General features: G+C 72.8%; 10 protein-coding genes. All 10 read right to left on the minus strand.

Translation table 11 applies throughout. From position 1 onward, the window contains the following. Nucleotides 1–108: 108 nt before the first annotated feature. The gene (locus ACQPYD_RS20160; RefSeq protein WP_433697150.1) at nt 109–1,593 is read right to left on the minus strand and encodes a class I adenylate-forming enzyme family protein; all 1,485 of its coding nucleotides are present in this window, start codon (nt 1,591–1,593) and stop codon (nt 109–111) included. 4 nt (nt 1,594–1,597) lie between these two features. Further along, nucleotides 1,598–1,870: a phosphopantetheine-binding protein gene (locus ACQPYD_RS20165; RefSeq protein WP_433697151.1), complete on the minus strand. Its 273-nt coding sequence runs from the start codon at nt 1,868–1,870 to the stop codon at nt 1,598–1,600. Between the two features lie 118 nt (nt 1,871–1,988). Then, entirely contained in the window at nt 1,989–2,684 is a 696-nt protein-coding gene (locus tag ACQPYD_RS20170) for a thioesterase II family protein (RefSeq protein ID WP_433697152.1), read from the minus strand. 76 nt (nt 2,685–2,760) lie between these two features. Then, nucleotides 2,761–3,813 (minus strand): HAD-IIIC family phosphatase, encoded by a 1,053-nt coding sequence (locus ACQPYD_RS20175; protein ID WP_433697153.1) that lies wholly within the window; start codon nt 3,811–3,813, stop codon nt 2,761–2,763. Then, a complete protein-coding gene (locus ACQPYD_RS20180; RefSeq protein ID WP_433697154.1) occupies nt 3,806–4,957 on the minus strand; it encodes an acyl-CoA dehydrogenase family protein in 1,152 nt (383 codons plus the stop codon). The genes ACQPYD_RS20175 and ACQPYD_RS20180 overlap by 8 nt, the downstream gene beginning before the upstream one ends. A gap of 9 nt (nt 4,958–4,966) precedes the next feature. Continuing rightward, on the minus strand, nt 4,967–5,212 hold the full coding sequence (locus tag ACQPYD_RS20185; RefSeq protein WP_433697155.1) for an acyl carrier protein: 246 nt from the start codon (nt 5,210–5,212) through the stop codon (nt 4,967–4,969). A 37-nt stretch (nt 5,213–5,249) separates the two neighbouring features. Beyond that, the gene (locus ACQPYD_RS20190; RefSeq protein ID WP_433697156.1) at nt 5,250–6,107 is read right to left on the minus strand and encodes a 3-hydroxyacyl-CoA dehydrogenase family protein; all 858 of its coding nucleotides are present in this window, start codon (nt 6,105–6,107) and stop codon (nt 5,250–5,252) included. Between the two features lie 25 nt (nt 6,108–6,132). Beyond that, nucleotides 6,133–10,017, minus strand: coding sequence for an SDR family NAD(P)-dependent oxidoreductase (locus ACQPYD_RS20195; protein WP_433697157.1), 3,885 nt, complete (start codon nt 10,015–10,017; stop codon nt 6,133–6,135). Then, nucleotides 10,014–19,046 (minus strand): SDR family NAD(P)-dependent oxidoreductase, encoded by a 9,033-nt coding sequence (locus ACQPYD_RS20200; protein WP_433697158.1) that lies wholly within the window; start codon nt 19,044–19,046, stop codon nt 10,014–10,016. Before ACQPYD_RS20200 ends, ACQPYD_RS20195 begins: the two co-directional genes overlap by 4 nt. Further along, entirely contained in the window at nt 19,043–24,067 is a 5,025-nt protein-coding gene (locus ACQPYD_RS20205) for an SDR family NAD(P)-dependent oxidoreductase (protein ID WP_433697159.1), read from the minus strand. The genes ACQPYD_RS20200 and ACQPYD_RS20205 overlap by 4 nt, the downstream gene beginning before the upstream one ends. Between the last annotated feature and the right edge of the window lie 273 nt (nt 24,068–24,340).

Consider the following 24,340-nt stretch of genomic DNA (forward strand, 5'->3'; position numbering starts at 1 on the left):
GGGGTTGCCGTCACAGCGCAACGGAAACGAGGGGGTGCGGGCGTGGTGCGGTTCTGCGACCGGAGGCGGCACCGCCCCCGCTTCCGCGGGGGCGGCCGGCTGTCCGTCTCACCGCTCATCCAGCATCGCCTCGAGACCGGCTCGGTCCGTCTTACCGTGCGCGGTGAGGGGCAGGTCGGCCAGCCGGGTGCAGCGGGCGGGGACCTTGGCGGGCTCCAGCCATTCGCGCAGCCGCCGCAGCACCTCGTCGGGATCGCAGTCGCCGGTGACGACGAGTTCCAGGTCGCGCTCGGCCCGGGGCGGCAGGGCGACCGCCATGTGCACGCCGGGGGCTTCGAGCGCGGCCGATTCGATCTCCGTGGTGCTGACCCGGACGTCGCGCCGCTTGAAGATGGAGTCGCGGCGACCGGTCAGGTACAGGTGGCCGTGTTCGTCGACCGACCCGTAGTCACCGGTGTACAACACGACCTCGCCGTCACGTGTGCGCCGGTAGCGGGCGGCCGTCAGTTCCGGACTGCGCCAGTACCCGTCCATGAGGTGTGGGCCGCGCACCACGAACTGCCCGTGGTGTCCTGGGTCGACCTCGCGCCCCTGGTCGTCGATGACGGTGATCGAAGTGCCGTCGAGCGGCCGTCCGACGGAGTCCCCGACCTCCAGGTCGGCGTCCGGTTCCAGGATGGAGATGCGCTTGCACTCCGTCATGCCGTACATGAGGGCGATGGACGCACCGGGGAATGCCCTGCGCAGAGCTGCTCTCTGCGCCTCCGGCAGCGCGGCCCCCGTGTTGGTGAACAGCCGGACGGCCGTGTCCGCCCGGCGGCGCCTGGCCAGGAGGACGAGGCCGGCGGCGAGAGTGGGGACGACGGGCACCACGGTCGCCCGCCAGTCCGCCATGCGGCGGAGCAGTGCGGCGTCGGTGTCCGAGGTCAGCTGCAGCTCCGCGCCGACGGCGGCGCACAGCAGGATCTGGTACAGGCCGTAGTCGAAGGAGAGCGGGATGCGGCACAGCACCCGGTCGTCGGCGGTGTACCCCAGCCGGCGGACGATCGCGTCGACCACGAACAGCACCGCCGGATGCGAGCACATCACTCCCTTCGGAGCCCCCGTGCTGCCGGAGGTGTAGAGGATGAACGCCAGTCGGCCGGCCGTCGGCCGCTCCGGCCACATGTCGCCGACGGCGGCCTCCTCGGCCATCACCGCCGGCGGGTACACCGGCACCGCACCGGCCACGCACACTTCCGCGACCTCGGCGTCGACCATGATCGCGGGCTCCGCATCGGCGAGGATCGCGCTCAACGAACGGCTCCCGGCGCGCAGCGGCACGGGCACGAGCACCGCTCCCACACGCGAGGCCGCGTACAGGAGGGCGACCAGGGGCCGGGCGTTGGGCAGGCGCACCACCACCCTGTCGCCGGCGGAGACTCCGCGAAGACGCAGCCAGGAGGCTGCGCGCAGGCTCCGTTCCCGCAACTGGGCGTAGTCCCAGACACCGTCGTCGTCGCGCACGGCCGGGGCCCGGGGCCGGAGGGCCGCCGCCGAGTCGAGCAGGTCGTGCACCGCGGTGGCGGCCTCCCCGCCGGCGGCACGGTTCATCGGCTCACCGGGCATCGGCGCGTCCCGCCTCCGCCAGGGAGGCCAGCGCCTCCCACAGCGAGCCCACCGAGGCGAACGTCTCAGCGGTGAGGCGGTCGTCGGGGAACTCGACACCGAACTCCGCCTCGAGCTCCACCAGGGCCTGGACGATACCGAAGGAGTCCAGCCCCAGATCGGTCAGCGACATCCCGCGGTCCACCGGCTCGTCCCCCAGGTACGGCAGCAGAGGACGCAGGACGGCGGCGTACCGCTCGAACGTCTCAGGGTCGTCGGTCATTTGCCCTCCATCACAGGGGTGTTCTTCGATGCGGACTCCGGCCGGGGCCTCGGGGGCCCGGGGAACACGGTCCGCGACCGCACGCGGCGGTTGCGGGGGCCGGACCGGTACGGCGGGTTCAGGTCCACGGGGCGAGCTCCTCCGCGATCAGACCGTGCACCCGTGCGGCTTCCCCCAGGACGGCGAAGTGGCCGCCGTGCAGCGTGTGCAGCCGGAAACCGGCGCTGGTACGGGCCCCCCAGGCGGTGACGTCGGCGACGGAGGCACGGACATCGGCGGAGGCCGCGAACGCGGTGATCGGAACGTCGAGGGGGGCGTGGGAGACGTAGCGGTAGTTTTCGTTGACCGCGAAGTCGGCCCGCAGCATCGGCTCCACCAGGGCGAGCGCCCTGCGGTCCGCGAGCAGTTCGTCGGGGGTGCCGCCGAGCAGGCGGAGGAAGCGGGCCAGGCCGTCGAGGCCGGTGTCGGGTCCCCTGGCCGGGCTCTCCGGCTGCTGCGGGGCTCTGCGTCCGGACACGAACAGGCGCACGGGTGGCGGACTCCCCAGCCGGCCCAGCTCCCGCACCAGTTCGTAGGCCAGCAGCGCGCCGAGGCTGTGGCCGAACACCGCGTACGGACCTGCCAGGGTCGGTGCGACCTCCTTCGCCAGGTCCGCCACCAGTTCCTGGCAGTCGTGGCGGAGGGGGTCCCTGAAGCGGGTCTCCCTGCCCGGCAGCTGCACCGGGGCCGCACTGATCCAGCCCGGCAGCCCGGCGCCCCAGTTCCGGTACACCGAGGCACCGGCTCCCGCGTGCGGCAGGCACAGCAGTGTCATGCGTGCTCCGTCGGCCCCCGGATAGGGAAGCCAGCGGTCGGGAACGGCTCGTGTGGACACTCTCACGCCTTCCGGTTCAGTCCGTGATCAGTCGGACGTGGGAGGGCAGCGGCGCGATCTCCTCGAGGTCGGCCCGCAGCGTGACCTGCTTCCCCTGCCGGTCGATCTCGCGGAACCCGGAGAACGCGTAGGCGATCTGCATCATCCTGTTGCGTCCGGTCTCGACCAGGTCCGCGCGCAGTTCGACACCCGCCTCACGGGCCCGGTGGAGGAGGTGGTTGAGCACGATCGTGCCGACCCCGCGGGACATCACCCGACACGACATGAGCAGCAGACGCAGGTTCCACGCCTCCGGCGAGGTCTCGATGAGAACCAGGCCGATCTTGCCGTAGGACCCGAACTTGTCGTCGAGGGCGACCACGTAGAGCAGGTGGCCGTCGGACTCCCTCAGCCCGTCCAACTCGTCGTAGGAGTAGACACGGCCGGTGGAGTTGAGCTGGTTGGTCCGCACGGTCAGTTCTTCGGCGCGCTGGAGGTCGTCGCGGGAGGCGGGCCTGATCTGCACGACCAGGCCGAGCTGGGAGAGGAACTCCTCGCTGGTGCCGACGAAGCCCTCCTCCTCGTCGTCGCGAACGATCTGGCTGCGGTACATCTCGCGGCGTCGGCGCGATTCGCCGGTGACGAAGCGCGGCCGGAACTCCGGGGTCTCCAGCGCCCCGGCCAACTCGGCCGGATCGAGGACGATCGCCTCCGGACACGAGTCGGACACCTCGGCGCGCTCGAACTCCTGATCGTCGACGAAGGCGATGGCGTCGATCCCGATGTTGAGCTTCTTGGCGATCTGCCTGACCGAATGCGACTTGGCGTTCCAGCCGATCTGCGGGTAGAGGAACATGTCCGCCAGACCGGCCTGTTCGATCTGCTCCCAGGCGGCCTCGCGGTCGTTCTTGCTGGCGATCGAGTGGAGGACTCCCAGGCCGTCGAGCCTGTGGATGGCCTCGGCGATCTCGCCCTTCACCTTGACCGCGCCGTCCTCGAGCAGGACGCCGTCCCACAGGGTGTGGTCGAGGTCCCAGACCACGCACTTGACCCTGCCGCGGCGTTTCTCCTCGACCAGTTCGTCATTCATGAGAGGTCTCCCGGTATGCGTCCTCAGCGATCGTGATCCGCTGGATCTCGTTGCTGCCCTCGATGATTTCCATGACCTTGGCGTCGCGGTACAGCCGTTCCACCGGGTGGCCGGGGCTGCACCCCAGGGCGCCGTGGACCTGCACCGCCTCGGAGGCGTGCCTGGCGGCCGCGGTGGACGCGAAGTACTTGGCGACCCATGTCGCCATGAGAGTGGCCTCGTCGCCCTTGTCCTTGAGCCGCCCGGCCTCCTCGCAGAGAAGGCGTGCGGCCCGGGTGTCGGTGACCATGTCGGACAGCTTCGCCCGTATGAGCTGTAGGTCCTTGAGAGGACCGGAGCCCACCTCGCGCTGCGCGGTGTGCCGGGCACAGGCGTCGAGACAGGCCTGCAGGATGCCCACCGAACCGGCCGCGACGCTGTAGCGGCCCAGGTCGAGCACACCTGTCATGACCATGCCGGAGGCGAAGCCGTCCGGGCCGACCAGCATGTCCGGGTCCACCCGGGCGCCGTCCAGACGGACCTCGGCGATCATGCTGCCGCGGGTACCGAGCATGCCGCGGATGGGGGTGACCGTGACCCCCGCGGTCCCGCGCGGGACCAGGAAGGCGCCGATACCGCTGTCGGTCCGGGCGAAGACGAGGAACAGGTCCGCCCGCCGGCCACCGGTGATCCATGTCTTGACGCCGTCGATGACCCAGCCCTGCAGGGTCCGGGCCGCCCGGGCGGCCAGCCCCGCAGCATCGCTGCCGGACCCCGGCTCGGAGAGGCAGAACGCGCCGAGCACCGCGCCCGACGCCAGCTGCGGCAGCCATCTCTCCTTCTGGGCCGGGCTGCCGAACCGCAGCACGGCCCAGGTGACCATGCCGTGCACGGTCAGCAGGCTGCGCACCGAGGAGCAGGCGCGGCCCATCTCCTCGTGGATATGCCCCAAGGCCACCATCGAGGCGCCCTGGCCGCCGTACACGGCCGGCACGAAGGGGGCCCACAGGCCCGCGTCGGCGATCCTGTCGAGGAGCTCGTCCGGGATGTGCTCGTCCTGGTCGAACCGCCCGGCCCGCGGTTCCACGTGGGTCCGCGCGAAGTCCCGTGCAGCGGTGCGGCCCGCTGCCGGAAGGCGGTCGGGGGCGTCGAGTGCAGTGGACACTGTGCCCCCTCAGGCGGCGGTCGTCTGGCGGTGGACCAGCGCGGTGATCGAATCGATGGTGCGGAAGTTGTCGATGCGGAGCTCCTCGGTGGGAACCGTGAAGCCGAACGTCTGCTCCACGAACATCACGAGCTCCATGGCGAAGAGCGAGTTCACGAAACCGAGCGAGAAGATGTCCTCGTCGTGGGCGAAGTCCACCTGGGGATAGCGCTGGCGGATGAAGTCGGCGATGGTCTTGGAGTCGTTGTCGGACATGGGTCCCTCTTCTGTTCGACGGGTCGGGGGGTGAACGTCAGGCGGGGTTTCCGTAGTTGTAGAAGCCGCGCCCGGACTTGCGTCCGTGCAGGCCCGCGGCGGTCATCTCCTTGAGCAGCGGGCACGGCCGGTACTTGCTGTCGGCATAGTGCTCGTACAGGACCTCGACGCTGTAGAGGATGGTGTCGACCCCGATGAGGTCGGCGGTCTCCAGCGGGCCCATGGGGTGGCCGAAGCAGCCGCGGAACACCTCGTCCACGGATTCGACGGAGGCGACGCCCTCGTGCACCAGGAAGGCTGCCTCGTTCACGGTCAGCATCAGCACCCGGTTGGAGACGAACCCGCAGGCGTCCTTGACGTCGACGGCCTTCTTTCCCATCGCGGTCAGGAGTTCGCGGGTGCGCCGCACCGTCTCCTCGGAGGTGTGGTGTCCCGGGATGAGTTCGACAACCGGTTTCATCGGCACAGGGTTCATGAAGTGGACGCCGATGACCCTCTCGGGCCGGCCCGTCACCGAGGCGATACGGGTGATCGGCAGAGCGGAGGTGTTGGCGACGAAGACCGTGTCCGGCTTGCAGATCCGATCCATCCGCCGGTAGAGGTCCCGCTTGAGCTCCCAGTCCTCCGTGATGTTCTCGATCACGAGGTCGGCCTCCACGAGCGCCTCCGGGTCCTCGGCGGAGGCGATCCTTCCGAGGACCTCCTCGGCGTCCAGGGCAGGGCCGCCGAGCAGTCGGCTCATCCGGGTCTGCTTCTCGATGGTCTGGAGTGCGGTGGAGAGTACCTTCCGGTCCTTGTCGACGAGGACGACCCGGTGACCGGTCTGTGCCAGGTTCTGGGCGACTCCGACGCCCATCACACCTGCTCCGGCGACGCCGATGACGTTCATGGTCATGCTTCTTCTCTCGGGTAGGAGGGGGTCAGGGGCCGGCCACGGGGGCGAGCTCGGCCGCGTACTGGCGCAGGGTCGGGAAGTGGAGCACGGCCATCACCGAGACGGGGGCTCCGAGTTCCTGCTGCACTTGGTTGGTGAGCTGGGTGGCGAGCAGCGAATGGCCTCCGAGCTCGAAGAAGACGTCGTCCAGCCCGATGTCCTCGACACCGAGGACATCGCTCCACACGTGCGCCAACCGCTTCTGCAAGGCGGTCGTCGGAGGAGCGAAGGGCGTCGTCAGCTCGGGGCGGGGGTGGCGGGGGGTGCTGGTGCGGCTCGGAGGGGCTTGCTCCGGGGTCGTCCACTGGACCCGCCGCGCCGCGAGCGATCCGCTGGACACGACCAGCCGCCCGGTTCTCGGCACCAACGACCAAGCCCGGTCGAAGACCTCCACGCCCTCGGCGACGGACATCGCGTAGTCGGCGACCGTGGTGCCCGGCGCGACGTGTGCCTCGGCGCGGGTGCGCCACGTCTCCCAGTCCACCGACAGCCACCGCCCCCGCCCGGCCAGCCGCTCCCGGAGCGCGTACGCGTCCAGTGCCGCGTTGGCGCCGGCGTAGGCCGCGAACCCCAGACCTCCCAGGACCGCCGCGAGCGAGGAGAGCGTCACCCGGTACGGCGCCCGGCCCCCCAGCGCCTCCTGCAGTGCCAGGAAGCCGTGCACCTTCGGTCCGAAGTGCGCCGCGGCCTGGGCGCCGGTCATGGCGACGGCCGTGTCGAAGTGGTCCCGGTGGGAGACCCCGGCGCCGTGCACGACCGCGTCCACACGGCCGAACCGGGCCTCGGCCAGCGCCACGACCTCGCGCATACGCTCCGGATCGGCAGCGTCGGCCCCCAGGGCCAGTACCTGCCCGCCGGCCCGTTCCAGCGCGAGCACGTGCCGGAGGCAGCGCCGTACGCGCTCGGAGCCGTCGGCACGGCTCAACAGGTCCTTCCACTCCTCTCGGGGCGGCAGCGTCGACGCCGTGGTCAGGACCAGACGTGCGTCGACGGTGCGGACCAGGTGCTCCGCGATCGCGAAGCCGACTTCGCCCAGCCCTCCGGTGATGAGCACGACCGCCCCCCGGGGCAGGCCGGGCAGCGCCCCGCCGGGGGGGTTGGCGGGCACCTTCAGCGGTTCGTAGTCGCAGACCCAGCGTCCGCCGTCCCGAAGGGCCACCTGCAGATCGGCTCCGTGGCAGACCTCGGCGAGCAGGTCGTCCACCGCCCGGTCGGAGGGCCGGTCCCCGTAGGGCAGGTCCAGGTCCAGGTGAAGGCAGGTGGCGCCGGCGTGCTCCTGGTTGAGCACCATGGCCAGCGACCCCAGCGTGGCGTACCCGGGGCGCAGCAGGTCCTCCCCGACCACGTGCTGCGCATGGCGGCTGAGCAGGACCGTCCGCGGGGGATCGCCGGAGGGGCGGCTCAGAAGCACCGCGGCCAGCGCCCTGGCGCCGTGGAAGCCGTGCCGCTGCTCCTGGTCGAAGGCCTCGGCGCGCTCCGCCGCGCTGCCGGGCTCCGGTACGGGCCGTCCCGTCCCCGCGTCGAAGAGGACCGTCCGGGGCCGCCCGCCGATCGCGTCGAACACCTTCTCGTAGTCGGCCCGGTCGTCGACCCGCACGGTGAAGCCCTCTTCGGGCGACCCGCCGTAGGATTCCCCCGAGCGCACGGACCACGCCCGGGCGCCCACCGCCCGGAGACGGGCGGCCACAGCCTCGCCGAGGGGCCCGTCGCTTCGCACCAGCCACGGTCCCCGCTCGCGCAACGCCTCCGGGTCGGCCCCGGCGAAGAGTGGGCGGTGTCGCCAGACGGGCTGGTAGAACCAGTCGGCGGGGTCGGCCTTGCGGGACGCGTCCGTTCCGGGCCCGTTCCCCTCCCCGGGGGAGGCCGGGGCGCCCGGTTCGATCCAGTAGCGCTGTCGGCGGAAGGGATAGGTGGGCAGTGCCACGCGACGGCGTTCGCCGTCGGAGAACACGGACCAGTCCCAGTCCACCCCGGACATCCACAGGTCGCCGAGACGGTGCAGCAGCCACTCGGCGGCGCCCTCCTCAGGAGGCGCGGCGGCCAGGGACGGGCCGTCCGCCGCCTTCGGGTCGGCGTCCGCCGGGCCGACGAGCTCCTCGAGCCACGGCTCGACCCCGGCAGGGGCCGTGAAACGGGCCCCGGCCTCGGCCATCATGCGGATCAGGTGCTCGGGGCCCCTGGCCGGTCCGAGGCGGGGGAACACGTCCGAGAGCTCCTTCCAGCCACGCTCGGCGCCGGTGTCCGAAGAGCGCAGCCGGACCGGCGGGTTGTCATGGGAGGCGGTTCCGGTGGACCAGCGCGCCGGGTCGGCCAGGGCTGCCAGGGCGTCGTCGTGGTCGGCGCACACCACGTGGGCGCGCGACGCGAAGCCCGTTCGGGACTGCTGGAGCGTGTACGCGACATCGCCGAGGTCGAGGCCGGGGCGGGCCGCCAGGTGGTCGTGCAGCCGACGCGCGACCTCGGCCAGCGATTCCTCGTCCCGGGCCGACCAGGCCAGCAGGTGGGGTCCGCCTCGGGTGGGCCGGACCGTCGGTTCGGGGGGTTCGCGGAGGACGAGGTGGACGTTGGTGCCGCCGAGGCCGAACGAGCTCACACCGGCGTGGCGGGGCCGTCCGTCGCGCGGCCAGGGCCGCTGCTCGGTCAACACCTCGAACCGGCCGCCCGCCTCGGCCAGGGCCGTGTTGGGGGTGGTGTAGTTCGGCGTTCCCGGCAGCACGCCGTGGCTCAGGCTGAGGCAGGCGCGAATGAGTCCGGCCACGCCCGAAGCACGGTCCATGTGGCCGTGGGTCGGTTTGAGCGAGCCGAGCACCGTCACAGGCCGGGGCCCCGGGGCCGGGTTCTCCTGTTCGATCGATCCGAAGGCCCTCCGCATCGCCGAGAGCTCGACCGAGTCGCCGAGCATGGTGCCGGTGGCGTGGCACTCGACGTAGCCGATGTCGGACGGGGCCACCCCGGACAGGCGGATCGCGTCCTCGATGACCGCTGCCTGGCCCGTCGTCCCCGGCGCGGAGTAGCCGACCTTGCCGCGGCCGTCGTTGTTCATGGCCGATGCCAGGACGACGGCGTGGACGCGGTCGCCGTCGTCCAGGGCGTCGTCGAGGCGCTTGAGCGCGACCACGCCCACGGCGTTCGCGACCACGGTGCCGTTCGCCGCGGCGTCGAAACTGCGCACGATCCCGTCCGGCGAGAGGATCCCGCCCTCCTCGTAGAGATAACCGGAGGGCTGCGGAAGGTCGATGGAGGCTCCGCCGGCCAGCGCGACGTCGCTCTCGTAGGTCAGCAGGCTCTGCACCGCCAGGTGCACCGCCGACAGCGAGGTGGAGCAGAAGGTCTGCACCCCGAGGCTGGGACCCCGGAGGCCGAGCTTGTAGGACACCATCGTGGTGAGCGCGTCCCGGTCGTTGCCGGCGGCGAACTGGAGCTTGCCCAGCGAGTCCACCAGGTCGGGGCGGGTGAGCAGGTTCTGCTGCAGGTAGTGGCTGAAGCCGCACCCTCCGAAGACACCGGTCGCCCCCGGCATCCGGTCCGGTCTGTACCCGGAGGACTCCAGAGCCTCCCAGCAGCATTCGAGGAACAGCCGGTACTGGGGGTCCGTGGCCTCGGCCTCCCCCGGCGTCAGCCCGAAGAACGAGGCGTCGAACAGCCCCACGTCCTCGACGGGTGCCGTGACCCGCACGTACCTCGGGTCGGAGAGCCGTTCCTCCCCGGCCCCCGCCCGCCCCAGCTCCTCGTCGGTCGCCGGCCGCAGACCGGGGCGGCCCGCACGCAGCGCGCCCCAGAAACCGTCGACGTCGGCGGCCCCCGGAAAGCGCCCGGACATTCCGATGACGGCCACTGCGGCCCCGGTGTCGGTGTCGTTCGACTGGTTCATCGCATTCTCCTTCGTCGGGCCACGCCGTCCTTCAGAGCCGTGCGCCGCCGGTCGGCCCGGTCCTGGCCCCGCCCCTCTGCACCGGGACGGTCGTCCCCGTGGAGGAGGGCGTCGGCGAACCGGGCCAGCTCCTGCACCGTGGGCGTTTCATAGAGCACGTGGGGCGGCAGCTCGGCCAGGCCCAGGTCCGTCCGCAGTCGCCTGATCAGGTCCACCCCGATCAGCGAGTTGCCGCCGAGTTCGAAGAAGTTGTCAGCGGTGCCGACGCGTTCCAGGCCCAGCATCCCGGCCCACGCGTCGGCGACGGCCCGCTCGGTCGGCGTCTGCGGCTCTGTGTAGGCGGTGGTCAGGTCCGGACGGGGGTGCCGTGTCCCGGACGGGCCGCCCGCAGGCGGTCGGACGGTGTCGACGTCGAAGTCACCGCTCAGCCGGACAACGGCCGCGAAGTCCTGGGGGGACACCGTGACGTGCGCCAGCCCGGAGGCCAGGGCGCGTCCCAGCGCCCTCCACCCCTCGTCGAACCCGATACCGAAACGCTCCCGGTGCCGCTTGAAGAAGTCGCGCAGCGGCTCGTCGTAGCCGTCGAGGCCCGCGGACCATGCGTTCCACCGCCACTCGCCCCAGCCGATGGCGACCGTGCGCCGGCCGGTGGCCGAGCGGGCGTGTGCGTACGCGTCGAGATAGGCGTTGGCCGCGCAGTAGTCGACCTGGCCGGGGCCGCCGCCGGTGAACGAGGTGATCGAGGAGAACAGGACCAGGAAGTCGAGCCCGATCTCGTCCTCCTTCCCGGTGCGCAGTGCGGCTTCCAGGGCCTCGGTGCCGGCCACCTTGGGCTCCAGCGCACGGCCGAAGTCGGCGGGATCCTTCAGCTGCATCAGGCCGATACCGGGCACACCCGCGGCATGGAACACGCCGTGCAGAGCGCCGAACCGTTCCAGGGCGAGGCCGACGGCCTTCTCCATGTCGCGCCCGTCGCTCACGTCCCCGGCGAGGACCTCGATCTCGGCTCCGGCGCGGACCAGGGAGTTCACCGCGGCGACCCGGCGCCGGACCTCCTCGTCCGCCGGGACCTCGCCCGCGGCTATCGCGTCCCAGTCCTCCCGCGGCGGCAGCCCGGTACGGCCGACGAGGACCAGGCGCGCCCGGTGTCCGAGCACCAGCTCCTCCGCCATGGCGAGGCCGATGCCGCCCAGACCACCGGTGACGAGGTACACGCCCTCTTCCCGCAGCAGGCCTTCGCCCCCGGTCGGCTGCGGCAGCCGGACGTGGTCCGAGGTCCAGCGCGCACCGTGCCGGATCGCGACGACCCGGTCGGTCCCGCAGGACAGCACCTCGGTGAGAACCCCCGGGTCCGCGGCGTCGGAGGCGTCGATCAGCCGGGTCCTCACCCCGGGGAACTCCAGCGGGATCACCCGCACCGGGCCGATGACGGTGGCCCTCGCCGGCAGGGGCACGTCATCCGGAAGGACCGACTGGGTGCCCCGGGCGACCACGTCCAGCGACCAGTCCTCCCATCCCGCCTCCCCGGCGGCGCGCGCCAGCGCGGTGAGCGTCTCGAACCCGAGCCCGATGTGCTCCGCCTCCACCGGTGTGTCGGCCAGTGTCCACAGGTGGAGCACACGGTCCGGCCGCACGCCCCGCGAACGCAGCTCGTGCAGCAGCCGACCGGTGTCCTCGAGGGACCCGGGACGGATACGGAACCCGTCGCCGTCCTCCGCATAGGTCGGGCCCGCGTGCACAGCGACCGTTTCGCCGCCGGCGCGGACGACCGCCTCGCGCACCGACGCTGCGAGCGCGTCGGCCGCTCCGGGGCCGGTGAGTACGAGCCAGGTCCCCGGTGCCCCGGTACGGCCGGCGAGCGGTGGCAGCCGCCGCCACGCCTGCGTGTGCAGCCAGTCGCCTTCGGGGAGCCGTGGCAGGGCGGTGACCTCGGCGAAGACGCCGTCGTCCTCCTGCCGGGGAGTGCCCTCCCCGGAGTTCCGCGGCCGGTCCCCCGGGAGGGGGTCGAGCCAGAACCTCCGGCGCTGGAAGGGATAGGTGGGCAGGGGTACCCGGCGCGGGGGGCGTCCGTCCTCCTGCTGGAGGTGCAGGGCCCGCCAGTCGACGTCCACGCCGGCCAGCCAGAGCCGGGCCAGGCAGTCCGCCATCGTGAGGTCGTCGGAACGCGGGTCGTGCGCGGCCGGCAGCGTGGCGACGATGAGCGGCCACCGGTCGCGGGGGCATTCGGCCCCGCGGAGCATGGCGCCGAGCGACTGCCCCGGCCCGATCTCCACGACGGCGAGGTCGTCCCGGTCGATGATCTCCCGGAGACCGTCGGCGAAGCGGACGGTCTCGCACATGTGGCGGGCCCAGTAGGCCGGGTCGGCGACCAGCTCCGCGGTGACGGGGCCGCCGGTGACGTTGGAAAGGTAGGGCGTCGTGGGCGGTCCCAGCGTCACGTTCTCCGAGATCCAGCCCGTGAGCACCTCGCGCAGCGGCTCCAGGTGCCTGGAGTGGAAGGCGTGCGTGGTGTCGAGTTCTCGGCTGGCGACCCCCGCCGCGGCCAGCCGGGCCGCCAGCTCCTGAACGGCGGCCCGCGAACCGGCGACGACGCTGTCGGAGCTGTTGGCCACGGCCAGGTCCAACCCGGCGTCCCCCAGGTGGCCGAACCGTTCGCGGAGCCGCTCCGCCGTCAGCGGGACGACGAGCATCGCCCCGGCCGGCAGTTCCGAGATCAGCTCTGCCCGGTGGGTCACCAGGCGCAAGGCGTCACGCAGCGAGAAGACGCCGGCGAGGCAGGCCGCCACGTACTCACCGAGGCTGTAGCCGATCATCAGGTCGGGCGTGACGCCCCACGACATGAGGGTGCGGGCCGTGGCGTACTCGGCCGCGAAGACCAGCGGCTGGGCGATGTCCGTCCGGCGCATCTGCTCGACCCGCTGTTCCCCGGGCCCCGCGCCGTCCCCTCGGCCCATGAGCGAGGCGAGGTCGTGGCGTCCGGCACGGGCTCCGGTGAGCAGGCCGACGACGTCGAGGTCGGGGACCCGTTCGCGGACCACCTCCGCGCACTCGTCGAGGACCCGGCGGAAGACCGGCTCGCGGCGGTAGAGCTCGGCGACGATCCCCGGGTACTGCTCACCGACCCCGGCGAACATGAACGCGGTCCGTCGCCCACGTGTGGCATCGGTGCGAGCCATCGCCCCGGAGGCCCCCGGACGTTCGGAGAGCGCATCGGCCGCCTCTTCCACCGAGCCCGCGACCAGCGCTCGGCGGTGGTCGAAGACCGCGCGTCCGACCTGGAGCGTGTACGCCGTATCGGCGAGTGGCGGCGCGTCCTCCGTGAGGAGCCGTGCGCCGAGCCGCCGGCACGCCTGTCGGACGGCCTCCCCGTCACGGGCCGACAGCGGCAGCACGTGGTAGCGGCGCTTCCCCCCGGGAGGGGCGGGCAGGGCGGACGGGGGCGGTTGCTCGACCACGACGTGCACGTTGGTCCCGCCCATGCCGAGGGAGTTGACGCCTGCGATGCGGGGGCGGCCGACGTCGCCGGGGAACGCGGTCGTCTCGGTCTGCACGTAGAAGGGGCCGGCCCCGAAGTCGATCTCGGGATTGGGATCGGTGAAGTGGAGCTGTTTGGGCAGCGTCCCGCTCCGCACCGCCATGGCGGCCTTGATCAGCCCGGTGACCCCGGCGGCGCGGTCGAGGTGGCCGACGTTGGTCTTCACCGACCCGAGGGCGCACGAACCGCGCTCAGCACCGGGGCCGAAGGCCCGGTTCAGAGCGGCGACCTCGATCGGGTCGCCCAACGGGGTACCGGTGCCGTGTGCCTCGACGTAGCCGACCTCCCGGGGGTCGACACCCGCGTCGGCCAGCGCGTCACGGATGACGGCGGCCTGCCCGGTGACGCTGGGGGCCGTGTAGCCGACCTTCATCGCGCCGTCGTTGTTCATCGCCGAACCCCGGATGACGGCCCATACGTTGTCGCCGTCCCGCAGGGCGTCGGAGAGCCGTTTGAGCACCACCACGGCGGCGCCGTCACCGAACATGCTTCCGCGCGCACGCGTGTCGAAGGCGCGCACATGGCCGTCCGGAGAGGCCATGCCCCCCTCCTGGTAGACATGGCCGACCTTGTGCGGCACCCGGATCGAGACCCCGCCGGCCAGAGCCATCCCGCATTCGCCCGCGAGCAGGCTGCGACAGGCCAGGTGGACGGCGACCAGCGAGGTGGAGCAGAACGTCTGCACCGCCGTACTGGGCCCGGTGAGGTCGAACGTGTAGGAGACGGTGGTGGTGAGGGCGTCCTTGTCGTTGCCCATCACTGCCTCGTAGTCGTTGATCTCGCCCGTGGCGAGCAGGTCGTACTGGCGGGAGTGAAGGAAGTACGTGCTCATGTTGGTGCCGCCGAAGACACCGACCCTGCCGCGCCCGTCCGGTGCTCCGTACCCGGAGTCCTCGAGGGCCTCCCAGCACACCTCGAGGAACTTCCGCTGCTGCGGGTCGGTCAGCTCCGCCGTGCGGGGGCTGAAGCCGAAGAACCCCGCGTCGAAGTCGGCGATGCCTTCGAGGACGGGCCTGGCCCTGACGTAGTCCGACCGTGCGGCCAGCTCGGGATCCACCCCTTCCTCCGCGAGTTCCTCCGGTGTGAAGAAGCTGATCGACTCCCGGCCGTCCACCAGGTTCCGCCAGAAGTCGGCGACGTTGGACGCCCCCGGGAACAGCCCCGACATGCCGATGATCGCGACGCGTCGGTCGTCCGCCGTCTCCGCCGTGCGCGGGCCGGCGGCCGCCGGCGGGGCCTCGTCGCGGAGCGGAGCCGCCGTCCCGGACGCGGCACGGGCTCCCGGGTCGACCGCTCCGGAGGCCCCGTGGCCCTCGGAAGGCCCTCCGACGGGGGAGGGCTCCGTTCGCGCCCCGGAGGTTTCCTGTAGGAGCGCGGTCAGGCTCCGCACCGTGGGGGCCTCGAACAGCGCCACCGCGGGCAGCCTGACGCCGAACTCGCGGCCGACGGTCGTCAGCAGGTGCAGTCCCAGGAGCGAGTTTCCGCCGAGGTCGAAGAAGTTGTCCCGGACGCCGACCCGCTCCAGCCCGAGCTGTTCGGCCCAGATCCCGGCGAGCCGGCTCTCCGCCCCCGGCGCGGGCGAGACGAAGGGCTGGGCGAGCTCGGGGCGGGGAAAGCGTCCCGCCCCCGCGACCGGGGCGGGCGGCGGCTCGGGGGACCGTCCGGCGAGGCGCAGGGCCGGGTCGGCGGCCGTCGCCACCAGCACGGACGACGTCGACGCGAGCGCGCGGTCGAGTGAGTTCCCGCTCTGTTCCGCGGTCATCGCGTAGGCGGTGAAGGCGGTTCCCGTCTCGTCCGCGAGACGGGTCGCGGTCGGCGCCCACGTGTCCCAGAGGACCGCTTGCCAGCGCGTGCCGCCCTCCGTGGTGCCGACCGCCTGGGCGAACGCGGCCATGGCCGCGTTCGCCGAGGCGTATGCGGCGAACCCGATACCGCCGAGCACCGCGGAGACCGACGAGAACAACAGGCAGAAGTCCGGAGCCTTGTCCCGTGGGAGCTCCGCGAGCACGGTGCGGAGGACCCGCGCGCCCTCCAGCTTGGGGGCGAAGTGACGCGCCGCGGCCCCCTCGTCCATGTGGCCCAGCGTGGGGAAGGCGTCCGGTGTGGTCACTCCGGCGGCATGCACGACACCGTCGATCCGCCCATACCTGCGGACCAGGTCCGTCACCACCTCGCCCATGCGCGCGGCGTCGGCGACGTCCGCGACCACGGTCTCCACCACGGTCCCGGCGTCGGCCAGAACTCGCAGTGCCGACGGCACGGCGCCGCTCCGGCCGCTCCTGCTCGTGAGAACCACACGCCCCGCGCCGAGCTCGGCCAGGTGGGCCGAGACGACGGGTCCGACGTCTCCCAGGCCCCCGGTGATCAGATAGGTCCCTCCGGCACGGATACCGGGGCGCTCCTCCTCAGGGGCCGGGACCGGGGCGTGCCGGACCACGAACCGCAGTCCGTCGCGGTTCGCGACCGCGGGTTCGCCGGAGGGCCTGCGCAACTCGTCCAGCAGCGCCTCCGCCGCTCCGGCGTCGGAGCTCCCGAGATCCACCGCACGGCACAGCAGTCCCGGGTACTCCTGGGCCGCGACCAGGCACAGCGGTGCGAGCGCCGCCTGTTCCGGCCGGGGGGCCTCGCCCCGGGACACCGCCCAGGCGTGACGGGTGCCGACCAGCAGGCGCGGGCCCTCCAGCCGGGAGTCCCCCAGAGCGGCGGCGAGAGCCGCGACGCCGGCGGCCCCGGCTGCGGCGGCCCGTGCCGGGCCGTGCTCCTGGGCGGCCCAGAGGTGGACGGCCCAGACAGGTCTGTCCCCGGCCCTCTCCCCGGCCCACCGGACCAGGGCCGTGTAGTGGTCGCGGCGTGCCGGATCGACCGTGCACCCTCCACCGGAAAGGTGGAGCCGGTCGCCGCCCCCGACCTCGGTCACCTCGGCGCCGAGCCCGGTCAGACCACCGCGTACCTCCCGGCCGAGGGGGCCGCCGTCGGTGAAGAGGAGCACCGACGGCGGTGTGCCCCACGGCTCGGGCTCCGGTCCCGGCTCCGGCTCCCACACCGGAGCGGTGAGAAACGGTTCCCCTGCCGCCGCCGTCCCGGTCCCGGGCGGCGCCGGGACGGCGGCAGGGACGTCCTGTCCCCCACCGGGCCCGGTGGCAGGGGCGAGCGGGTCGATCCAGTAGCGGCCCCGGTCGAGCGGGTGTCCCGGCAGGCCGACCTTGCGCAGCGGACGCCCCTGCTGCAACCGCGACCAGTCCACGGGCACACCTGTGCTCCACAGACGGCCGAGCAGGGCGTACGCCGTCCTCCGCACGGTGGCCGCGTCTTCGGTCAGGGTGAGGACCGGACCGTCCGCACGCTCGATCGCGCCGGTCAGGGCTCCCCCGCCGAGTTCGACCACGGCGGCGTCCCCGGCGCGGACCAGGGCCTCCGCTGCCCCGAAGCCTTCTGCGGTCAGCAGCCGTGCCAGCTCCGAGGGGTCGATCGGGCCCGTCCCGCCGACCGGCTCACCGGTCGCACCGGACAGCAGTGCGATGCCGGGCGTGCCGGAGGAGACCCGGTCGCGCAACCGGTCCGCCAGCTCGACGGGGTCCCCCCGGTCCGCTGTGGCCCGCACCGCTGTGAGCGCGTCCCGCAGTGGGAGAACGCCCGCCAGGCAGGCGGCGACGAACGCCCCGGTTCCGTGCCCGACGACGGCGCCGGCCTCCGCCCCCGAGTCCTGCAGCCACCGTGCCATCCCGTACGAGGCGACGAACGAGCCGATCTGCGGCCGGCCCGCGGCCAGGTTCGGGACGGCTCCGCCGGTGAGGTCGGCGCCCTCTGCCGTGCAGGCGTCGACCGCTTCGCGGAAGCGCGGTTCCTCGGCGTACATCGACTCGGCCCAGCGCAGGTCCTCGTACCGGTCGGGGACCACCAACCAGAGCGGCCGGTCGGTGCGCGGCTCTCGATGTGCGACCACGCCCTGTCCGGTCCGCAGGGCCTCGGCGGCGGCGCCGGCCTCCGCGTCGGCGACGAGGAATCTGCGGTGCTCGAAAACGTCCCGGCCGAGCTGCAGGGTGAAGGCGGCGTCGCCGAGCAGGCCCTCGGCGGGGTCGTCCGCGAGCCGGCCGGCCAGGTCCGAGGTGAGGCGGTCGGCCGCCCGAGCGCTGCGCCCGGACCAGACGAGGATTTCCACACCCGTTCCACCTGCCGATTCCCGCTCGGCCCGCGGGGCTTCCTCCAACACCACGTGGGCATTGGTGCCGCCTATACCGAAGGCGCTGACCCCGGCCCTGCGCGGACGGTCGCTCCGGGCCCATGCCCGCTGCTCGGTGACCACGTGAAGATCGGCTCCGCCCAGGGAGAGCTGGCGGTTGGGCTCGCGGAAGTTGAGGGTGGCGGGGATCGTCTCGTGGAACAGGCTCAGCGAGGCCTTCACGAGCCCTGTCGCCCCCGCGGCCCGGTCGAGGTGGCCGACGTTGGTCTTGACCGAACCGATGAGGCAGGTCTGCCCGTCGAACACCTTCTGCAGTGCCGCGAGCTCGGCGGCGTCCCCCAGCGCCGTACCGGTGCCGTGCGCCTCGACGTAGTCGATGTCGGCGGCGGCCAGGCCCGCGCTCGCCAGGGCCTCGGCCACGACCGCGGCTTGACCGCCGACGCCCGGCGCGGTGAAACCGGCCTTGCGCCCCGCGTCGTTGTTGACCGCCCAGCCGCGGATCACGGAGTACACCCTGTCGCCGTCGCGCACCGCGTCCTCCAGTCGGCGCAGCGCCACGACCGCGACACCGCTGCCCACCGGTGTGCCGAGCGCGGACTCGTCGAACGCGGCGCACCGCCCGTCCGGAGAGGTCATCCCGCCCTCCTGGTACAGGTAGCCGACCCTGTGGGGCACCTGCACGGAGGCGCCGCCGGCCAGGGCGAGGTCGCACTCCTCACCTGCCAGGCTGGCGGCGGCGGTGGCCACGGCGACGAGCGAGGTGGAACAGTAGCTCTGGATCCCCAGGGAGGGCCCCTCCAGACCGAGGACGTGGGAGACCCGGGTGGTCAGTGAGTCCTTCTCGTTGGCCAGCCCGACCGTGAGCTCACCGGTCGAGGAGACCAGGGCCTGGTTGGGCAGCAGGTTGTTGGTGAGATAGGTGCTCCACGCGGTCCCGCCGAAGACGCCGATCAGGCCCTCGAAACGCGTCGGGGCGCACCCGGCGTCCTCCAGCGCCTCCCACGAGCACTCCAGGAAGAGGCGCTGCTGGGGGTCGAGCAGCTGGGCCTCCTTCCCCGCCAGGCCGAAGAAGCCCGGGTCGAACAGGTCGATGCCGTCGAGCACCGCACCGGCCCCCACATACGCCGGGTCGGCGATCAGCCGCTCCGGCACGCCGGCGTCGCGCAGCTCGTCGTCGGTGAACCGGGTGATGCCGCTGCGGCCCCGGACGAGCAGGTCCCACAGTTCACCGGTGCCGGCGGCACCGGGAAAGCGGCCCGACATCCCCACGATCGCTATGTCGGTCCCCGCAAGGCCGTTGGTCTCGTCGGTCACGTCGCCTGCCCTCTTCTTCGCTTGCCGCTGTCGCCCACGCGCGCCTGCCGTCTGCGCCTTCCGCGCTCCCGGGTCGCGATGGGCCCTGTGTCCGCCGAACCGCCGCCGAGGCGCGCCGCGAGCTCGGCGACGGTCGGGTGCTCGAAAAGCACGGCCGGCGGCATGCCCACCCGGAACTCCTCCTCGAGCGCCCGCATGATGCTCATACCGACCAGGGAGTTGCCGCCCAGGTCGAAGAACGGATCGTGCACGCCGATCCGGCCGATACCGAGGAACGCGCTCCACACGTGCGCCACTCGCCGCTCCGTCTCATCGCGCGGCCCGACGTAGGGCTGGCGCAGCTGCGGGCGGGGATGCCTTCCGGCCCGTCCCCGAGCCTGCTCGGCGGCCTCGCCCCCAGGGGGCGCGCTCAACGTCGTCCACCGTTCGCAGAGCGACTCCAAGGGCTCTCCCACGGCCATCACCGTGGATCTGCCCTCCAGGGCCAGAGCGGCGGCCAGGGCACTGCCCTCGGCCTCGCCGATACCGTGCCGCGCACGGTAGTCGCGCACCGCGCGGGCGAGTTCCGGTGTGTGCGCCAGCGCCTCCGCCTGCCAGGCGTCGTGCCGCCAGGGCCCCCACAGCACCGAGCACACGCGGGTTCCGGCGGGATCGTCGACCGCGGCGGCGAAGGCGTCGAGCACCGTATTGGCCGCGCCGTAGTCGCTCTCCCCCGGCCCGCCGACCTCACCGACCACCGACGAGTAGAAGAGCAACAGCTCGAGCCGTTCGTCCGCCGCCTGCGGTCCCGCGAGTTCCAGGAACGGTCCGAGCGCGGCGACCTTGGGCGCGAGCACGGATCGGGACAGCGCCGGAGTCTTGCCCTGGATCAGGCCCCCGCTGGGGAGCCCCGCGGCGTGGACGATGCCGTGAAGCCCTCCGAGGCGCCGGCGGACCTCGCGTATCGCCTCGCGCAGCTGCTCCGGTTCGCCCGTGTCAGCGCTGACCAGCACCACCTCCGCCCCGAGCGCGGTGATCTCGGCGACTCCCCGGGCTGTCGGCGCGAGACGCCCGTCCGCGCGAGCGGCTTCGGCCAGGTCCTCGACCGCGGGCAGCGGGCCCCGGCCCAGCAGGGCCAGCCGCCGTACGCCTCTGTGAGCGAGTTCGCCCGCGAGGGCGAGTCCGAGCCCGCGGGTGCCCCCGGTGATGAGATAGGCACCGTCCGAGCGCCACTTCAGGGCAGCCGGTGCGGGCAGCGACCGCGCGGTCCCGGGCAGAGGACGCCAGGACCGGGTCCACCGGTACCCGTGCCGCCGGGCCGCCAGCGCGCCCGGACCGGACGGGTGGTCGCCCCGGTCCAGCATCTGCAGTTCCCGGAGTACTTCGCGGGCGCTTTCCGAGGCATCGGCCTCGGTGTCGATGTCCAGGCCGGACCAGCGCGCTCCCCGGTACTCATGGGTGAAGGAGCGTCCGAATCCGTGCACCAGGGCCCGTTCGGGCGCGGTGACCTCGCCGCCGACGACCTCGGCACAGCCCGCAGACACGGTCAGGAGGCGAAGGCCGTGCGCAGCTGTGCGTGCGCCCAGGGCCTGGGAGAGCAGCAGGAGGGAGTCGAAGCCGTACCGGATCGCCTCGTCGAGCACCTCGTCGGCGCCCTCCGCGGTCGCCTCCAGCAGTGCCCGCCCCTTCAGACTCCACAGGTGGACGACGCTCAGTGGCCCCGGCCCTGCCCCCAGCTCCGCCACGAGCCTGCCGTAGTGCTCGGCGTCGGCCGGGTCGATGGTGCACCGGTCCCCCTCCCTGGCGTAGGCCCGCCCGGGGTGAACCGTCAGCACCGTTGTCCCCGGAGAGCTCAGTTCCCCGGCGAGCCGTGCCCCTACACCGCCGGGATCCGCCAGGACCAGGAACCTTCCGCGGCCGGGGCCGGTCGGGGTGTCCCGAGCGGGGCGGGCGTCCTCGCGCGTCCACCCGGGGGCGTACGTGACCGGCCCGGGAGACTCCGGTTCCGCGTCCCCGGCCGCGGTGCCGCCGGCCGGCTCCGGCCAGTACCTCGAACGCTGGAACGGATAGGTCGGCAGATCGGCGAACTCTCCGGCGCCCCCGTGCCCGGGTTCCGCCGCCCCGCGCTCCCACAGGTGGCCGAGGGCGCGCAGGAGTGAGTCCCTCTCCCCCGCTCCGGGGCCGGTGGGAGGGGCGCCGCGTTCCCCGGGAGTCCCCAGAGTGCCGATGACGGTCTTCTCCGGTCCGAGGGCGCCGCCCTGCCGGATCAGCGTGCCCAGGACACTGCCGGGGCCGACCTCGACCAGCACGTCGGCACGGTTCAGCAGCTCGGCCGCGCCCTGGGCGTAGCGCACCGGCCGGGTGAGGTGGTCCGCCCAGTAGTGCGGGCTCCTCGCCTCCTCCTCCGTCAGCCATGTACCGGTGACGTTGGAGACGATCGGCACGCCGGGCGCCGAACGGGGCACCGCGGCCACGGCCTCTGCCAGTTCGGTGCGGACGGGGTCGAGCAGCGAGGAGTGGAACGCGTGGTCACTGCGCACTCGCATGGCGGTCACACCGTCGCCGGCCAACCGCCGTTCGGCCTCTCCGACCGCCTCGGGGGTACCGGAGAGCACGGTCATCGCGGAACCGTTGAAGGCGGCGACCGCCAAGGGGCCGCACGCGGCGGCGAGCACGCCGTCCAGGTCGTTCGGCGACGCCGCGACGGCGAGCATGGCGCCGCGGGGCACGGATTCGATGAGGCGGGCCCGGCGCACGACGATGCGCAGCGCGTCGTCCACGGTGAAGACTCCGGCGAGGCAGGCCGCAGTGTATTCGCCGAGGCTGTAGCCGAGCAGCGCGGACGGGCGGACACCGCGGTCCTCGAGCAGGGCGGCCAGGGCCGTCTCAACGGTGAACACGAACGGGTGGGACAGCCCCGCGCGGGAGATCGGGTCCCTCTCCCCCGGTACGGCCGAACGCGCGGCCGTGATCCGGCCGAACACGTCGCCGGCCCCCTCTCGGGCCGGGTCGGCGAACAGCAGCGGTTCGAGGTCGACCCCCTCGCCCTGGAGCACCTCGAGGCACCGGTCCACAGCGTCCGCGAAGACCGGTTCCGTCTCGTACAGGCTCCGGCCCATGGCGGGGTAGTGGTCGCCGGTACCGGGGAGCAGGTACGCCACCCGCGAGCGGTGACCCGCCTGCGGAAGCACGTATCCCGAGGTGAAGGGCTCGGCGCTGAGCAGGCCCACGGCGTCCTCGATGTCCGCCGCCACCAGGGCGCGACGGGCCGCGAGCCGCGCACGCCCCTCGTCGAGGGTCATGGCAACGTCCTCGAGAGCCTCTCCGGACGCCCCGACCAGGTGTGCGGCGAGTCCCGCGGCCTGCTCCGACAGCGCCTCGGAGGTGGCCGCCGACAGCATCAGGAGCCCCGGACCGGACGACGGCGCGCGTTCGGACCGCGTGTCAGCGGCCCGGCCCGCCACGTCGGCTGCGGGGGCCCTCAGGAGGACGTGGGCGTTCGTCCCGGACCAGCCGAAGGAGCTGGTCCCGGCGGTCCTCGCGGAGCCCGGCAGGTCCAGGCGGCCCGGCACCGGCCGGACCGGACCGTCGGGGTCGACCGCGCCGTTGGGCGTGTCGAGGTGCAGGTTCGGCGGCAGCACGCCGTGCTCCAGGGCGAGCACCGTCTTGATCAGACCCGCCATCCCCGCAGCGGCGAGCAGGTGGCCGACCTGTGTCTTGACGGCGCCGACCCACAGCGGTGCGTCGCCGCGCCCCTCGCCGTACGCCTCTCGCAGCGCGGTGAGCTCGATCTCGTCGCCCAGAGCGGTACCGGACCCGTGGGCCTCGACGAAGGCGACCTCCTGCGAGGAGATCCCGGCGTCCGCGAGGGCGTCACGGATCACCGCCGTCTGGGCCACGGGGTTGGGCGCGGTCAACCCGTTGCTGCGGCCGTCGGAGTTCACGGCCGAACCGAGTAGGACACTGCGGATGCGGTGGCCCCGGCGGAGAGCGTCGGACATCCGCTCGAGGACGACCGCGCCTCCCCCTTCCCCCATGGCGAAGCCGTCAGCGTCGGCGTCGAAGGTCTTGCAGCGGCCGTCGCGGGCCAGCATCGACATCGCGCACCCCTGCACGAACGCGTCCGGGTGCAGGATGAGCGATGCCGCGGCCACGACGGCGGTGTCGCTCTCGCCGCGGCGCAGGCTCTGTGCGGCGTAGTGGAGGGCGACCAGGGACGAGGAACAGGCCGTGTCCACCGTGACGGCCGGGCCCCGCAGGTCCAGGCGGTGCGCGATGCGTCCGGCGGCGATGCTGGGTGAGCTCCCGAGACCGATGTAGGGGTCGGCTGCGACCTCAGTTCCGTGCCGTTCACGCCCCAGGCGGGTGTACTGGCCGGAGTCCATCAGACCGGCGAAGACACCGGTGCGCCCGCCGGCGAGGCCGTCCGGCCGCATACCGGCGTTCTCCAGCGCCTCCCACACGACCTCCATGAGCAGGCGGTGCTGGGGGTCGGTGCGCAGGGCCTCCTGGGGGGAGAGCCCGAACAGCCCGGCGTCGAATCCCGCCACGTCGTCGATGAACGCCGCACGGCGCGTGTACGAGTAGCGGCCGGACGTGGGTCGGTCGGGGACGAAGTCGGGAGGACCGCCCCAGCGCGCGTCCGGGATCTCGGTGACGGCGTCGACGCCCTCGACCAGGTTCCTCCAGTACGCCCGGGGAGTGTCCGCACCCCCCGGGAACCTGCACGCCATCCCCACGACCACGATGGGGTCGTCGGTCCCGTCACCGGGGACCACCGCGGACGGGGAAGGCCCGCCGGCCCCGTCGGGACACGTCAGCCCCACTGCGAACCGGGCGGGGGTCGGCCACCTGTAGGCCATCGTCTCGTCGACCGTGACACCGATCCTCTCTCCCAGGTCGGCAAGCATCGCGACGAGTTCCACGGACGCGATGCCATGAGCGGCGAAGGTCTCGCCGGGATCGATGTCCTCCACGGCACGGCCGGTGACATCGGCCAGACGACCGACGATCCACCGCTCGACCTCCTCGGCTCCGGTCAACGATCCCCCTTTCCACGACACCATTTCGGCGCACCAGGTCCGCCATCGGACTCTCGAGCGATGAGGCCAAGTTAGACGGCCGCACTAACAGCCCCCTTTCCAAACCCATTCACGGCGCTGATGGGGTCCATCCGTCGGCTTCCGACAGGCAGAAATCCCACGAACGGCGAACCCGGGAACAACCGGCACCGTCACCCGAACGGTCGGACGCCGCCATCACACCCGGAGTCCAATAGCAGAAAAGAGCTTCCGCGGGCAAGATCCCGAGGACCT

The sequence above is a fragment of the Nocardiopsis sp. CA-288880 genome (assembly GCF_050955985.1).
Classification (GTDB): domain Bacteria; phylum Actinomycetota; class Actinomycetes; order Streptosporangiales; family Streptosporangiaceae; genus Nocardiopsis; species Nocardiopsis tropica.